General features: G+C 49.7%; 12 protein-coding genes. 4 read left to right on the forward strand and 8 right to left on the reverse strand.

Going from position 1 to position 15867, the window contains the following annotated elements; genetic code table 11:
• Window positions 1–46: 46 nt before the first annotated feature.
• The 8 genes from tssH to tssA form a co-directional block, all read right to left on the reverse strand.
• Complete coding sequence (gene tssH / locus CBR65_RS03180; RefSeq protein ID WP_087465501.1) at window positions 47–2734, reverse strand: type VI secretion system ATPase TssH; 2688 nt, start codon at window positions 2732–2734, stop codon at window positions 47–49.
• 45 nt (window positions 2735–2779) lie between these two features.
• Window positions 2780–3907 (reverse strand): type VI secretion system baseplate subunit TssG, encoded by a 1128-nt coding sequence (tssG, locus tag CBR65_RS03185; RefSeq protein ID WP_087465502.1) that lies wholly within the window; start codon window positions 3905–3907, stop codon window positions 2780–2782.
• Window positions 3871–5706 carry a type VI secretion system baseplate subunit TssF gene (gene tssF, locus CBR65_RS03190; protein WP_087465503.1) on the reverse strand — a complete coding sequence of 612 codons (1836 nt, stop codon included), beginning with the start codon at window positions 5704–5706 and terminating at the stop codon, window positions 3871–3873. Before tssF ends, tssG begins: the two co-directional genes overlap by 37 nt.
• On the reverse strand, window positions 5699–6193 hold the full coding sequence (tssE, locus tag CBR65_RS03195; protein WP_087465504.1) for a type VI secretion system baseplate subunit TssE: 495 nt from the start codon (window positions 6191–6193) through the stop codon (window positions 5699–5701). Before tssE ends, tssF begins: the two co-directional genes overlap by 8 nt.
• Before the next feature lie 13 nt (window positions 6194–6206).
• Window positions 6207–7730, reverse strand: a complete 1524-nt coding sequence (gene tssC, locus CBR65_RS03200; protein ID WP_232461339.1) for a type VI secretion system contractile sheath large subunit — start codon at window positions 7728–7730, stop codon at window positions 6207–6209.
• A 66-nt stretch (window positions 7731–7796) separates the two neighbouring features.
• On the reverse strand, window positions 7797–9290 hold the full coding sequence (gene tssC, locus CBR65_RS03205; protein WP_087465506.1) for a type VI secretion system contractile sheath large subunit: 1494 nt from the start codon (window positions 9288–9290) through the stop codon (window positions 7797–7799).
• Entirely contained in the window at window positions 9280–9810 is a 531-nt protein-coding gene (tssB, locus tag CBR65_RS03210; protein WP_087465507.1) for a type VI secretion system contractile sheath small subunit, read from the reverse strand. Before tssB ends, tssC (CBR65_RS03205) begins: the two co-directional genes overlap by 11 nt.
• A gap of 32 nt (window positions 9811–9842) precedes the next feature.
• On the reverse strand, window positions 9843–10955 hold the full coding sequence (tssA, locus tag CBR65_RS03215) for a type VI secretion system protein TssA (protein ID WP_087465508.1): 1113 nt from the start codon (window positions 10953–10955) through the stop codon (window positions 9843–9845).
• Between the two features lie 407 nt (window positions 10956–11362).
• Between tssA and tagH the strand changes: the two genes are divergently transcribed.
• The 4 genes from tagH to icmH all read left to right on the forward strand — a co-directional run bounded on the left by tagH (window position 11363) and on the right by icmH (window position 15799).
• Window positions 11363–12910, forward strand: a complete 1548-nt coding sequence (tagH, locus tag CBR65_RS03220; protein ID WP_087465509.1) for a type VI secretion system-associated FHA domain protein TagH — start codon at window positions 11363–11365, stop codon at window positions 12908–12910.
• 34 nt (window positions 12911–12944) lie between these two features.
• Complete coding sequence (gene tssJ, locus CBR65_RS03225) at window positions 12945–13445, forward strand: type VI secretion system lipoprotein TssJ (RefSeq protein WP_087465510.1); 501 nt, start codon at window positions 12945–12947, stop codon at window positions 13443–13445.
• 44 nt (window positions 13446–13489) lie between these two features.
• A complete protein-coding gene (gene tssK / locus CBR65_RS03230; RefSeq protein ID WP_087465511.1) occupies window positions 13490–14824 on the forward strand; it encodes a type VI secretion system baseplate subunit TssK in 1335 nt (444 codons plus the stop codon).
• Between the two features lie 69 nt (window positions 14825–14893).
• Window positions 14894–15799 (forward strand): type IVB secretion system protein IcmH/DotU, encoded by a 906-nt coding sequence (gene icmH / locus CBR65_RS03235; protein ID WP_087465512.1) that lies wholly within the window; start codon window positions 14894–14896, stop codon window positions 15797–15799.
• Window positions 15800–15867: the final 68 nt, after the last annotated feature.

Consider the following 15867-nt stretch of genomic DNA (forward strand, 5'->3'; position numbering starts at 1 on the left):
GCCAAGCCGCCACCAACAGTGAGCCTGTTGGTGGCGAGCCACGGATTTACTCAATGTTATAGCTAAAACCGCCTTCTTCTGTTGCACCGATGTGAATCTTTTGAATGTCTTCATTGTTGGCCATCCGTGCCAGACATTCTGCGGCTATCGCCGGTAGCATCGTGCGCGTCAGGATGTTTTCAATATTGCGCGCGCCGGTATCCACTTCCTGGCTGCGTGCGACAATATTCAATAACACATCCTCATCGTAACTGAATTCCGCATTGTAATGCTCTTTGACGCGTTTCTTGATGCGGTTCATGTTGATCACACAAATCTTCATCAGATCTTCATCGCCCAAAGGATAGTAAGGGATGACGGTGGTGCGTCCCAGAAATGCCGGTTTGAAATAACGCAACAATTGCGGGCGGAAGTTATCCAACAATACTTCTGGATCAGGTTTTTCCTCTTGCGCTGCACACATTGCACGAATGTGTTCTTCGCCGGCATTAGACGTCATGATGATAACGGTGTTGCGGAAGTCGATATCGCGGCCTTCACCATCTTTAATGGTGCCTTTGTCGAACAGGTTATAAAAAATATCCTGCACGCCGGGGTGGGCTTTTTCCATCTCATCTAACAATACTACGCTGTAAGGTTTACGTCGCACTGCTTCGGTCAGCACACCACCTTCGCCGTAACCTACATAACCGGGTGGTGAGCCCAGCAGCATGGAAACTTTGTGCTCTTCCTTAAATTCCGACATATTGATGACGGTAATATTTTGTTCGCCGCCGTAAAGAATGTCCGCCAGCGCCAAAGCCGTTTCGGTTTTACCCACACCGCTCGAACCCACCATAAAGAACACACCAATAGGCTTACGCGGATCAGTCAAACCTGCACGGGATGTGCGAATACTTTGCGCAATAGCTTCCAGCGCATGGGGTTGTCCGATTACACGCTCGCCCATGACGTTTTGTAATTCCAGCACGGCTTTGATTTCGTTGGAAACCATCTTGCCTACGGGGATGCCGGTCCAGTTAGCCACAACTTCGGCGATAGCCTGGCTATTGACGTTAACCTGGATCATAGGCGTCTCGCCTTGTAACTCTGCCAACTCCTCGCGCAGTTTATGCAGGGATTCTTTCACTTTTGCCAGGTCTTCATCGCTCAATGCTTGCGGTGCTTTCGGGTCCTTGGCTTTCTCCGGGCTCAGGTTGCGTGCATGGAAGTCATCTTCAATTTGTTTTTGCAGCGCGTGGATTTCTTTAACTTTTTCCGCTTCCTTATGCCACTGCGCTTCCTGTTCCACTAAATGGGTTTGTAAACTGTCTTTTTCTGCAATCAGTTGTGCAATACGTTCTTCACAATTGCCCAGCGATGCATTTTCGCGGCCGAGGGATTGGATAGTCGCTTCGCATTGGGTAATACGACGGCGTGTGTCTTCAATTGCTGCCGGTGTTGCGCTTTGACTGAGCGCGACGCGGGCGCAGGCGGTGTCCAGCAGGCTGACAGATTTATCGGGCAATTGGCGGGCGGTAATGTAACGACTGGAAAGTCGCACAGAGTCCACAATCGCTTCGTCGATAATGCGCACGCGGTGGTGGTTTTGCAGCATTTCAGAGATGGCGCGCATCATATTGATGGCTTTCTCTTCGCTGGGCTCCTCGATTTTTACTACCTGAAAACGACGGGTCAGTGCCGGGTCGCGTTCGAAATACTTTTTATATTCAGCCCAGGTTGTTGCGGCGATAGTGCGCAATTCTCCGCGAGCCAAAGCAGGCTTCAACAGGTTTGCGGCATCACCTTGGCCTTCTTTACCGCCAGCGCCGATCAAGGTGTGAGCCTCATCAATAAACATGATGATGGGTTCCGGGGACGCTTTCACTTCGGCAATGACAGACTTCAATCGATTTTCAAATTCACCCTTAACACTCGCACCAGCTTGCAACAAACCCAGATCGAGGCTGCGAATTGTGACGTTTTTTAATTGATCAGGTACATCGCCCGAGGCTATACGCAATGCAAAGCCTTCTACAACAGCGGTTTTTCCCACACCGGCTTCACCGGTGAGGATAGGGTTGTTTTGGCGACGGCGGATCAGAATATCAATAATTTGACGCACTTCTTCATCGCGCCCCAACACGGCATCGATCTTGCCGCTTTTGGCCGCTTCCGTCAGGTTAACGGTAAATTTATCCAGCGCGGGCGACTTGCTGGGTGCACCCATGGCCGGCGCATCACCGGAGGATGTATCACCAACGTTTGAACTTCTTGATTCGGTGGTGGTGCCGACGATGGCCCGAACCACATCACGCAGAGATTCCGGCAGTATTTTTTTCAGCTCACCGGAGGTGGCTTCGGTTGCGCGACGCAAATTTTCATCGAGCATCAAGGCTGCGAGAATATGTGCAGACGTGGCTTTACTATGGCCATACTCCACAGAGGCCAGCATCCAGGCATTTTTTGCCAGGTCGACGATGGTAGGGGAAAGGGCAGGGGCGCGGGAATTGCCCGCTTTGATGATGTCCAGTTCGCGATTCAACTGCCGAACCAGATTACCTGGATTGACCTCAAATTTTTCCAGTATCAGAAGCAAATCGCTGTCAGGAATTTCAAGTAACTTTAACAGCCAATGCTCGATTTCAACGTTGTAGTGCGTGCGTGACAAACAAAGCCCGGCGGCTCCCTCAAGTGCATTACGACAGGGCTCGTTGAGCTTACCTACCAGAGATTTGAGATCTATGCTGATCATCGTTCTATCCTTACCAATGTTAAATGAAGTCGGATGTGTGCCGGTTTATTTCAAGCGGTTGGCCGACACGGTAATTTTTAGCGTTTCATTGTTATCCTGGACTGGTTTGTCGCTGGTAGACAACCAGGTATTCCAACCAATAATCGGGCTGGGATTTTTACTCAAGGTAATCTTCTTGGGAATATCCTTGCGCTTTACTTCAATGATGAAATCGTAATCCCGTTCAATGCCCACGTACATCCGTACCATATCGTTGAGCGCGCGCAGGGCTTTGGTCCCGGGCGCAAAACGATAGAACTGCTCACGATTGAGCGGCCCCAGGGAAATACGGATTTTCCCCTGCGCAAACCACCCCTTGTGGCCCACCATGGCGGATTGGCCCAGGCGAGCGTTTTGCCCTTTGGGCATCATCCGGGAGGCGAGGCGAGTGCGAATATCAGGAATCAGTTCCTGCCACTGCCCCACAAACTCCTGAATCTTTACGGGAATATCGAAGTAATCCTGCAATACCTGCTTTAAGCCGCTGGCAGTCCGTACCTGCTGCGTCAGCAAGCCGCTGTAAAATAATAACGACTCGTCCTTTATTTGCAATCGCCCGGTTAAACCTTGTGTACCCAAACCAATTAAAGACAAGAGCGCCTGCGTGTGGGTATCGCGCGTCTTTTTGCTTCCGTTTGCCATCTTCTTTCGTTCATATTCAATCGGCAGGTAATACTTGGTGCCCGCCTGATAAAACAGCGAAATGATGCGATGGTTGAAGAGGTCCAGAAAATGGACAAGGGATTCATCTTTCTTTTTAAGTCGTTGCAGGATTAATTCAGTGTAGTGGTAGGGCATTACTCCGATGCTGCCGGTCAAACCCATGAAATTCGTTTGCATGCGCCACGAAGGACCCGGGCCGGTTCCACTGTGACGCACGATGTTATGAACTTCTGCCTCAGGGAATTTAAAACTGGACTGGGTTTGCAGGCGAATGGTTTCCGTGGCAGGAGGCACAAAGCTGGCAATAGAATTACGTGCGCCGAGTACGCGGGTGCCAGGCGTCAGTGTGCGTGACTCCCACAATGCAGCTCGTTCCAATAAGCGCACCGCCTGATAAAACGAATAGGCGTGCGGTGAACGAAGCAGTTGCTCAACTACAGCAGAATTTTTTCGCCGGCTCGGGGTGGACATTTCTTAAGATAGCCTTCTTTGTTGTTACGTTTTACCAGTACACGCGTAAAAGAATTGATAGAGCAGTAAAGTCCAAAAAAATGCTCCAATACTGAAGCAAACAAGTAGCTGCTACTGCCGGATGACAGTGCGTCATCAATCACAATTTCAATCTCAATACCGCGACAGAGTGTGGCGTGGCCATCAATATTCAAGGGCGCGCTGACAGGGCGTGCATTGAGTGATTTGATGGATTCGATCAATGCTCGTGTGGCTGAGGATTCTTTGAAATCATAAAGACGCAGGATTTCTTTCATGGCCTCCGTTGCATCGTTGCCGCCAGTGATAGATAAATGATTCAGATTCAGGTGCGAGAGCAATCGCCAACGAGCGCCATCCCGCAAGGGTGGTCTTATGGTCGCGGTTGGTTGTGTTAAACATCGAATACGTTCGCAGGGTGGCGCACCATTCACGCATTGCAACTTCGGCTGGTCCAGGTTAAACGGCAGCTTTGATGGCAAATCACGGTTGCTGCAGGTGGTATCGATAATCAGGGTGCGATCATCGGGTACGTTGGGATTGAATTGCAGATCGACCAGGTTTAAAAAAACATCCGTGCCTTCGTCGCGTTCCAGATAGTTTAATTTGGCGTGGCGACGTGCTGCAAACCAGAATGCGTGATTGTCATTATCCTGATGTTCATGCTTAAGCCCATAAAAAGGCAGGTATTCTTTCTTCTCGCCTGAGGAGGTGGAAGCCACGACTTTATCCACTGAATGCACTTCGTAACCCAGTGGGCGTCGGGTGTCAGCGACTACCTGATATTCCAGTCGGGTGTGATCAATCTTGATAGGATCTGCGCGATGATTGAAAAGGTTCACCACCGGCGTACATCCCATGACAAAGGTGTCGGCAGAGATGTTGTGCTCCAGTTCCACATCTGAACTGTTTAAATAAATATAAAGATTAAGCTCATTGGTCGCATCGTCAGGTAGCGCTTCCGCCAAGCCCTGAATATCGATGAACATATATTTTTCCGGAAAGACAAAAAATTCCGTGAGTAAACGGTAGCCAACAAATGACGAGGGGGGGTAGGGGAAAATGCCTTCCTCACTGCCGAAGCCAACGGCCTTGATAACATCTTTGCCAAGGTAAACAGGAGCGGTATCGGTTTCCGAGGTTGTCAGCACAATATTATGACATTCATTCAACAACATCTCATACAACGGATGAATGTGCTGTGACTGGCCTTTGAGATAAAAACGCAACCGATCCGGACGCAGTTCATGAAGGTTAATATCGTTGTTAAAAGTCTTCAGTCGCAAGCGCAGCACACCACCGGCTCCACGTACGGAGGAAGAACCCGGCGTGCTGAAAGGGCGCCCGATTAAATTAGCGTCCACCACGGACAGCGGCAACAGTTCGGTGTTATAAACGGTGGAAAAACGACAATTTTCGCCTTGAAATTGCTCGGTTTCCAGCAAGGTATTTTTAGGCAATTGGTAGCTTGCATCGAGTTGTTCATCATCTGCAACGAACTGCACGATAGCCATGGATGGAATCGGACGCTGGTAATGGGGAAATAAAATCGTCAGCAGTGCATCGCTCAACTCGGGGAAATCGTCATCCAGCTTGTGCTGAATACGCGCATTGAGATAGGCGAAGCTTTCGATCAGCCGCGAAACATGCGGGTCTTCAATCGTTTCAGAGCTGATGCCGAGGCGGCCGGCAATTTTGGGATGCTCTTTGGCAAACTCGGCGCCCATCTGCCGAATAAAAGCCAGCTCTTTTTCGTAGTACGGAAGTAACTCATCAGCCATGTTTTGACTCTTCTACATTGACAGTGCGTGAGACCGGATCGAGGACCGAATCGAAGATCACGATCTCCGGCGCCGGATCGGCATAAAGTGTCGCGTCGATCCTGAATCTCAGGGTTCTGTCAGTGTTATCTTTGTTATCGACGTGGTTCACTTTTACTGTTTTAAATCGTGGCTCGTAATCACGCAGAATTTTTTCCAGGTGACGGGTGAAATTCCGTTTCTTTTCGGTATCCGCAATATTCACGGTGGCCAGATCCGGCAGCCCGTAATTTAACAGGGATAACTCCAGTTGCGTGAACTCTTCCGGCGGTTCGACCATGCGGTAGCGCGTGTTCAACAGATTTTCCAGATCACGTTTGACACTGTTGCGCAATTCGCGCAGGTGTTGGTGGCGGTTCTTGTCCGCTTCCACTTGAATGTGGGGCTCGTCATCCAGCAAACGATCCAGGATTGACGGGCGCAATTCTTTCTTTTTATCGACGCGCATACGTTGTCAACCCTTAACTGGTTTGAACCAATTCAGTAACCAATTCCAACTCGGATACCATTTGATCCAGTTGGTAGTGAGGTACCAGGTGAATAACACAAACATACTGGCCGGGTTTATCCGGATGTTCGTTTACCCTGACCGAAGCCTGGCGCAAGGGATATCTGGCTTGCTCTTCCCAATCCAGATCTTCGCGGCCAGTGGTGTATTTAAATAACCATTTTGTTAAAAAATGCTCGCATTCATCGGCGGTAATAAACGAGCCGATTTTGTCCCGAATCATCACCTTGATGTAATGCGCTACCCGCGATGCACACAATACGTGTTGCAACATGGCAGAGAGTTTTGCATTGATCTCTTCATTACGATTGCTGCGGCGACGTGGCCGTTGCAGCGATTGATTACTGTAAAACGCACTGTATGGCGTGTCGTAACATTGACATAAAGGGATCAACCCCAGGTCACTCAGCTCTCGTTCGAGCGTGTCGGTAATCAATACATCTGTTACTGGTTTGTAAACAATATTAGGCGCATCCGTTTCAAAACTGGCAATAGGAAAGTTGGTAAGCAGACCACCACCAATCTGGTCGCGCGGCACGCCGCGAATATGACCAAACCAACCAACATTGGCGAATTCCCGAATCAAAATGCCAGCGAAGGCATAGGACGCATTTCCCCAGAGATAACCGGTTTTTTTGCCAGTTCCCGGTTTTTCATAGAAAAACAACCCTTTGTAACTGCCGGGTTGGGTGCGGTAGGGCGTTCGCATCAATACGCGCGGCATGGTCAGACCGATAAACCGACTGTCGGGTTTATCGCGCAGGGCGCGCCACTTGATGTACTCGTCTTGCCCGAAAATAGTTTGAAGGTCCAGAGGCATACCAAGCGTGGAGAAGTCGTCCAGGCCAAATAACTCACTGGATGTTGATGCAATAAAGGGCGCAAAGGATGCTGCCGCAATTTCAGCGAGGCCATTCAGGGTGGCAATGTCGTCGTGAGGATGCCGTGGTGAGCGCTTATGGCTTATTTCATAATCACCGATCAGCACACCGTAGGGCTCTCCACCCGGACTGCCATACTCTTCACTGTAAATTTTTTGAAAAAGTTGGCTCTGATCAAAATCCAATGCGCGATCTATGTCTTTTACTATCTCAGGCCAGCTGATATCCAGGTAACGGATCTTGATGTTTCGACTGCCTTCCGCCTGTACAGCCAAATACCAGAGCCCACGCCAGGACGCTTCAAGCTTTTGAAAATCCGGGTGATGTATCGTGGCATTCAGTTGATCATTGATAAGGTGATCGATAACAGAAATGGAGCGGTGCAGGGCGAGATGAATGTCGTCCGCCGAGTGTATATGTTGCCGATCTTCGAATTCGTTTACCCAATAGCGCAGTGCTTTGAGCGTATCGGGTTCGGCGAGAAATCCATCAAGCGTGGTGATGTAAGCTTCTTGAGAATAAAGTGTGTCGAGAAATCTAACCTGTGTCATAGGGGACGAGGCTGCTGATGCACGTTGGTCGTTGAGTGCTGACACAAAATAATCCGTTTCGTTAACAGAAAGAGGGGGAATCCCCCCTCTTTAAGCAGAGTTGAACTCCAATTAGCCCGCTTTGGGGATATTGGCAACCAGACGCAGCGATGCCGTCAGCTCTTCCATTTGCAACCAGGGACGCATCCAGGCTACGGCGTTATAAACACCGGGCTGACCAGGAACTTCTTTTACTTCAACACGCGCTTCCGCGAGCGGATAGCGTGCTTTCATTTCAGCACTTGCACCGGGGCTACCGTTGACGTAGTTGTTGATCCAGCGGTTCAGCCACTCTTCTGCTTCTGACGCTTCCATAAATGAACCGATCTTGTCGCGCGCCATAACTTTCAGGAAGTGAGCGATACGAGAAGTGGCCATGATATAGGGCAGACGAGCAGAGATCGCAGCGTTAGCTGTTGCATCCGGGTCATCGAATTTTTTCGGGCGCTGGGTTGTTTGAGCACCAAAGAACACGGCGTAATCCGTATTTTTGTAGTGACACAAGGGCAGGAAGCCGAGCTTGCTCAATTCAGCTTCGCGGCGATCAGTAATGCCGATCTCTGTCGGACACTTCTGGTCGACGTCGCCGTCGTCACTCACAAATACGTGGCTGGGCAGGCCTTCAACTTTACCGCCGCCTTCCGCACCGCGGATGCTGGTACACCAACCGTATTCAGCGTAAGCCTTGGTTAAGGTGGTGCCTAAAGCGTAAGCCGCGTTCATCCAGCAATAATCTTCATGATCCGTCGCAGTATGTTTACCTTCGTCGTTCAGATCGACTTCTTCGAAGTTAAACGCTTCTACTGGCTTGGTTGCTGAGCCATAGGGCAGGCGAGCCAGAACGCGCGGCATGGCGAGGGTAACGAAACGAGAATCTTCGCTGTCGCGGAAACTGCGCCATTGAATATACTCAGCGGAGTCAAAGATTTTTTCCAGGTCGCGAGGCTTGGACAATTCAGTGTAACTGTCAAAGCCAAACATTTGCGGCGCAGCAGCAGAAACAAACGGACAGAAACCAGCCGCAGCCACATTGGACATTTTGGACAGCAAGGAGATGTCGTCGGGGTGAGACGAGAACTCAAAATCACCGACCAATGCAGCGTAAGGCTGGCCACCGGCAGTGCCGAATTCACTTTCGTAAATCTTTTTGAAGATTTGGCTTTGATCAAACTCTACCGCTTTTTCCAAATCGCGGCTTAATTCTTTCTTGCTGATATTCAGCATGCGAATCTTGAGTTGTGAACTGGTTTCCGAGTTCATCACCAGGTGATTCAAGCCACGCCATGAGCCTTCGAGTTTTTGGAATTTCTCGTTGTGCATCACGGCCGATAATTGCTTGGACATCGCCTTATCAATTGCGGCGATAGCGGCATTGATAGTTACCGAGAGGTTCTTGTCCCACTTAACGGTTCCCTTCATTGCTTCCTTGGTCAGGGTGCGCAGAAGTTCTTCTGTTTCATCGCGGGAGGTTTGCTTGGTTGCACCAATTGCCTGCTCAAGAAAACTGACCTCTTTGGCTTCAGCTTCTGCGGCCTGAGTGTCCAGTTGTTGTTCATTATTCGCCATCTTTATCACCCTTGTTTTCACTTCCATCAATACCGAGCTCACTGGACAGTGAGGACAACGCAGCGGTGTTGCTCAATACATCTTCGAGAATGGATTCGAGGTCTTCAGAACGGTCTGCCTTGGTGAGCAGGTCGCGAAGTTTGTTGCGCGTTTCCATCAGTTTTTTGAGGGGCTCGATCTGCTCCACAATTTTGTGTGGCTCAAAATCTTCCATGTTTTTAAAGTCGAGGTTGACTGACATTTCGCTGCCGTCGCCTTCCAGCATGTTCTCGACTTTCATGCGCAGTTGAGGATTAACTTTCGACATGATGTCGTTGAAGTTGTCGCGATCGATTTGTGAAAACTTGCGCTCTTTCAGGGTTTTCTTGCCATCGGCGTTATCACCGGAGTAATCGCCCATAACGCCCATCACAAACGGAATTTCCTTTTCAACGACAGCGCCGTTTGTTTCAAGGTCATAGGTGATATGAACCCTGGGTTTTCTTACGCGTTTTAGTTTGTCGTGTATGCTATCGGACATGATCCCTAATCCTCTTGGCTAGGTATGTTGATTTAATCTTCATTACTTTTTACGCCAGTAAGCTCACTGTAGCGCTCTCGCGATGAAGAGTCTGGAATGAGCTCAACGATGAGTTCATTGAGCGGCATGTTTCCCCATTTTACAGCCTTTTCAAGGACATAGGAAACGGGGGAGTGGGGTTCTGTTTTACGGAAAAATTGCGCTATATCCAGGAGCTGTTTAAACGCCGTCTCGCGCGAATTGATTGCACCCACCTTGACCGCTGCTGCCGGTGAGCCATTTTGGGGCTGGTCAGCCCCCTCTGCGGTTTCATCTGCAACGGATTCTTCCACGGCTACCGGCAACTTATGCTTGCCGATGTGGCTGATGGCTCCGCGACATTCTTCAAGAATGTTAATAATGTTGCGGGTTGGTGGTGCTTCATCGCTACCGCAGTGCGCTTCGAGCATTTGATTAATGTTGCGATAGGTGGCGATAGCATCGGTGACATCATCGAGCAAATCAGTATAAAAGGCTTCGCTGGATTCATTAACAGCCTTCTCAATGTCGTCCAATGTGAAGCCGAGTTTATCCGCCTTGCTGTTGCGCGCATCCTCACTGGCGGAGCGCTGCACATCAAGCGCTTGTTGGTATTGCCAGAAACTGAAAGGGCCTGGGTCCTGTCCCTCGGTGATAGGTACTTTTCTGATGGGGGCAATCAGCACGCCTTCAGCCCCTTCACCATTCAACCCGGACAGCGGAGCGGTGCGCGTTTCCATGCCGTCTTCATCGGGCATTGGATAGAGGTGATCCCAGAAATTCTCAACCAGACCTTGAATCAATTGGAACGCATCACGCAACCCTTGAAAACCATGGCGCCGAATTAGTGCTTCTGTGAACCAGCTCGCAATTTCCAAATCTTTGCTTTGTTTCGCCAGAATCTCTGGTGCTAATGAAATGATTTTTCGCCAATGCTCATCGGCTTCAGATGTGTCACCGTCGTGAACGCTGTTGCGTTCGGCAGCACGTGCGGCCGCGCGTGCCGTTTTGATGCTGTGGTAGTTGGATGTGGGCGAAGAGTCCTGGCGAATATCATTACCCGCAGGTGATTCGCCCTCGATAGGGGCCAGGAGTCTGGCCAAATCAATGATTTCAGGTGAAGCCATTACATTCCGATCCCTTTAGAAATGCTTATTTTTTAGCACAGAATTGCATGTTATGGACTGTGCATTGTTGCTGCAAAAATACGGATGTATTTGCTGCTCTTCGGGTTTGCGTTGCCCGGTTTATAACCTGCTTTAACCCCCAGGTTATTTTGTTGGCCGTGATGCCGAACGGGTAAGCTAGCACAATCAGCGCCATAAATTAACAAGTAACATTGTAAATTCATAGCCATTCAGATGTTCGGCTTGTGGATGGGGCGGTGGTATGTGCTTTTGACGACGTGATAATATTTGGAATTGCTTTGCGAGGGGTACTATACTGCACCGCTCAACTTCGGTTGTGTCATTGCAAGCTATTGAAAACCCATATGTTTTAAAAAGTAGACGGACCGTTTCAGGATGATAGTCGAATGGCTTTACAGATTACATTGGTAAAAACACCGGGGAAGGTTTCTGTATCCAGGACAAATCAAACATTCAATGAGCAGGGAGGTACTCTCGGGCGCTCAGATAGTAACAGCTGGGTATTGCCCGATCCGGATAAATTCTTATCCTCCTGCCATTGCGAAATCCTGTGTGATGCCGGCCGTTATTACATACTCGATCTGAGTACTAACGGGACTTTCCTCAACAGTTCTCCGGAACCTCTCGGTAAAGGTGTCAAGGCACCTTTAAGTGACGGCGATTATTTTGAAATCGGTGATTACCGGTTTTCGGTGAGTGTCATAGCGACACAACCCTTTGCCCAGGAGCCACCTTTTGCGGTGGCGCAAACGCCTTCCAGTATCGACGATATATTTGGCTCTCCCTTGCCGACCGGCCAATCCTTCGCTGATCCCTTTGCCAGCTCAGGTGCGATACCTGATGATTTTTCTCTCGAACCCGGTCTTGAGACTGACCCGCTTGCGGCTCTGGATAAATTGCATGGCGGTTCTCTGCGACCCGACCCGCTGGATAATGATCAGTCTCTTTTCGGCAGTAGTCAGGATTCATTTTCGACGGATAATCAACACCGTTCCGGCGGTAGTCAGTTGGATTATTCGCCTGGGCTTGATCAATCAATCAGTTGGCCCGACTCCAATCAGGAAAACATGATCCCTGAAGATTGGGAGGACGACCTTTTGGGGAGTGGGCCTTTGTCAGACTCGCCGTTTGCATCCCCTCCGCCAGCACCACCGGCGCGTGAAGTTAACCTTGAGCCTGTGCCTGTTACTCCGCAACCTCGGCCTCAAAGACCGGTTCCACCCGTGCGTGAAGTCGCCCTGCCGCCGGAACAGACACCGGCGCCTGAGCCAGTTGCTCCACCGCCAAAGCCGGTAAAGCCTGTTGCGGAGTCTAAACCCCAGGCACCCGTTAACCCCGCATCAATCGATCGGCGTCTGGTTACGGCTATGGGGCTCGATGTCAGCCGCCTCAGTGACGACCAGGTCAACGAAATCAGTGACATGGCGGGTGAGCTTATGCGTGAAATTGTAGATGGCATGATGCAGGTGCTGCGCTCGCGTACCAGTATCAAGAATGAATTTCGTATGAATGTCACGACGATCCAGCCGGTGGAAAACAACCCATTGAAATTCTCTGTTGGTGTCGATGATGCGCTTGAGAATATGTTTATCAAAAAGACCAACGCTTATAAAAAGCCGGTAGAAGCCTTTCGCGAAGGTTTTCAGGAGATCGCGGAACATCAGATAGCGATGATTGCGGGCATTCGATATGGCTTTGAGCGCATGATGGAGCGATTCAACCCGGAAAACCTGGAAAAGAATTTTAATAAGCAGGGCAAGGGTGGGGTTATTCCCGGGATGCAGAAAGCCAAGTACTGGTCCAGTTATGCCGAGTATTACGCCGGTTTTGTCGACAACATGGAATCCTCTTTTCAGCATTTGTTTGGCAGTGATTTTGTGAATGCCTATGAGGATCAGTTGCGAAAACTTGCTGCTGCGCGCAAGAAAAAATAATTAACCTGTTTATCTACATTATGGAGAGATTGTTATGTCGTGTTTACGTGTGTTGCGAGGACTCCTGATTGTGGCATTGGGCTTGCTGGTTCTATCAGCCTGTAGCTCATCCAAGAGCCGTGTTGGTGGCGTGTTGAATCTGGATACCGACCTGAAACTGACATTTGAAGTTGATAGCAACATTAATCCTGACGATAACAAACGCCCATCACCGGTGTTTGTGCGCCTTTATCAACTCAAATCTGCTACGTCATTTAACAAAGCAGATTTTATTGATCTCTACGAGCGTGATGAAGAGCTGTTAAAGGGCGATATCGTCAGCAAGCAGGTACTAAAACCAATTGCACCTGGTGAGGCCCGGACCGAGCGGTTTGTGCTTGAAAGTGGCGTAAGCCAGATTGCACTTTACGCCGAATTCTCTCAGTACCGGGGTTCAAACTACAAAGTTGTTTTCCCGGTCACTGCAAACAATATCATCCGGAATGCGGTTACTGTGAAAATCTCAGGGACTGATATTTCCATTGTAGAAAAATAATTCAACTCGTTAATGTAAACGGGTTTCATTGCAGCGAGATTACTATGTCATTAGACAGCAGAGTGGTTTGGTCTGAAGGAATGTTCCTGAATCCTCAGCATTTCCAGCAGCAGGATCGGTATATTGAGCGCTATGTCGACAGCAAGTGTTCAGCTTACGGTGCATACGGGTGGGGCGTTCATGAGTTTGAGGTTGACCAGCAGCTATTGAAGCTCGGAAAAATCTCCTTGTTGCATGCCAGCGGCATTTTTCCTGATGGCACACCTTTTAATTTTCCTGAGACGGACGATGCACCACCGGTATTGGAGGTGCCCCCCGGTATCCATAACTGTGTGGTTTACCTGGCTGTTCCTGTGCGCCGCCCGGGAGCCGTTGATGTGCTCCCCAAAGATAATTCCCAAGGTCTTGCCCGCTATTATTCAAACGAACTCCAGGTGCGTGATGTGACCGTGGAGGGTGGTGATAGTCAAACGCTGGATATTGCCAAATTACGTTTACGCCTGTTATTGGAGACCGATGATTTAAGTGGCTATGCCTGTATTGGTCTGATTCGTGTTGCAGAAGCACGGGATGACAAGGATATCTTGTTGGACGAGCAATACTTCGCTACCTGCCTGGATTGCAAAGCTGTGCCGCGGTTGTCCGGTTTTATTCCTGAACTGGCGGGGTTGTTACATCATCGTGGTGAATCTATTGCTGGGCGTTTGGCTGATGCACGGCGCGGCGGTACAGCGGAAATAGCGGATTATATGTTGTTGCAGTTGGTCAATCGTCTTGAACCTTTTGTTAATCATCTGGCCAATATCAAAGGTTTGCATCCGCTAGCCTTGTATTCCGAGTTTATGCAAATGGCCGGCGAACTATCGACTTTCGTTACCAAAACCAAACGACCGGCCAGCTTTCCTGTTTACCTCCATGACAATTTGCAGCAAACCTTTACCCCGGTGATGAGTGCGCTACGCGAATGTCTGTCCATGGTGTACGAGCAAACTGCTATTGCATTGAACCTGGTAGAGAAAAAATATGGCATTCGCGTGTCGGAGATTGCCGACAGATCATTGCTGTCTTCAGCCATGTTTGTGTTGGCTGTACGCGCCGATGTTAAGGATGATGTCATACGCTCCCGCCTACCGGCGCAAATCAAGATTGGTCCGGTTGAACGCATCAGACAACTGGTGAATGCCGCCATGCCTGGTATTGTGATCAAGCCTTTGCCCGTGGCCCCGCGACAAATTCCTTTCCGTTCCGGCTATACCTATTTTGAACTTGATCGTCACAGTGAGTTTTGGAAAGAGCTGCAACAGTCCGGTGGGTTTGCATTGCATTTGGGTGGCGACTTTCCCGGTATTGAGATGGAATTTTGGGCTATACGGCAATAATTTTTTACGTAGCGAACCTGATAGATAAGCGAATCTGATAGTAAGCGAACCTGACAAAGGGAGCGTGCAATGTCTCCGGACGATTCTGATAAAACCGTTTTCAAACAACCTGTGCCGGGGGGCGACCGCACGGTCATGCGTCCTACACCCGGAGGTCGGGCTGGTTCGCAAACCAGTGTCCCGCCAGCATCGAATATTCCTCAGCCCGGGCGAGCTTCTGTCGGCCCGAGTCCAACACGCGCACCAGCCATGGATGCCGGGGCCGCTTATTTTCGCACCGACCAAGGATTAAATCCGCTGGTTAATGCGGCCTCTACATTAATCGCTGTCTTCGAAAAAACCCGACAGTCTTTAAGCCATCCTGACGTTGGCGGGTTGCACCAACGTTTGGTGAATGAAATTAAAGCCTTTGAGGCGCGTATTCGTGATCAGGGTGTGCGCCAGGAAGTGATTCTCTCTGCACGGTACTTGATGTGCTCCGTACTTGATGAAGCGGTCCTGAATACACCATGGGGCAGCGAGAGTGCTTGGGGCCAGAGAACGCTTCTGAGTGTATTTCATGGAGAAACGTCCGGTGGTGAGAAATCATTTTTGATTCTTGATCGCATGCGTCAAACGCCGGCAGACAATCTCGATATTCTTGAGCTGTTTTATATCTGCCTGAGCTTGGGTTTTGAAGGCAAATACCGACTGATGAGCCGCGGGCGAGATGCACTGGACCAGATTCGTGAAGAGCTGTTTGCTATTATCCGACGCCATCGCGGTGAATACGAGCGGGCACTTTCGCCCCGCTGGATGGGACTGGGGAACATGCGTAACCCTTTGACTGAATATATTCCTATGTGGGTTGTTGTTGCGCTGGTACTGGTGATCCTGTTCTTCGGTTATTCGGGTTTCCGTTATTGGTTGTATGTTTCAGCAACACCGGTAACCGAAGAGCTAATCAATATTTCGACAGAAAACCAAACACCGTAATTTGCCCGCCATGTCAAGGCGTGGCTACAGGTTGGGGCCGCCACGGAGTATAAAAGAGATCAGGTTTC

The organism is Cellvibrio sp. PSBB006, assembly GCF_002162135.1.
Taxonomy (GTDB): Bacteria; Pseudomonadota; Gammaproteobacteria; order Pseudomonadales; family Cellvibrionaceae; genus Cellvibrio.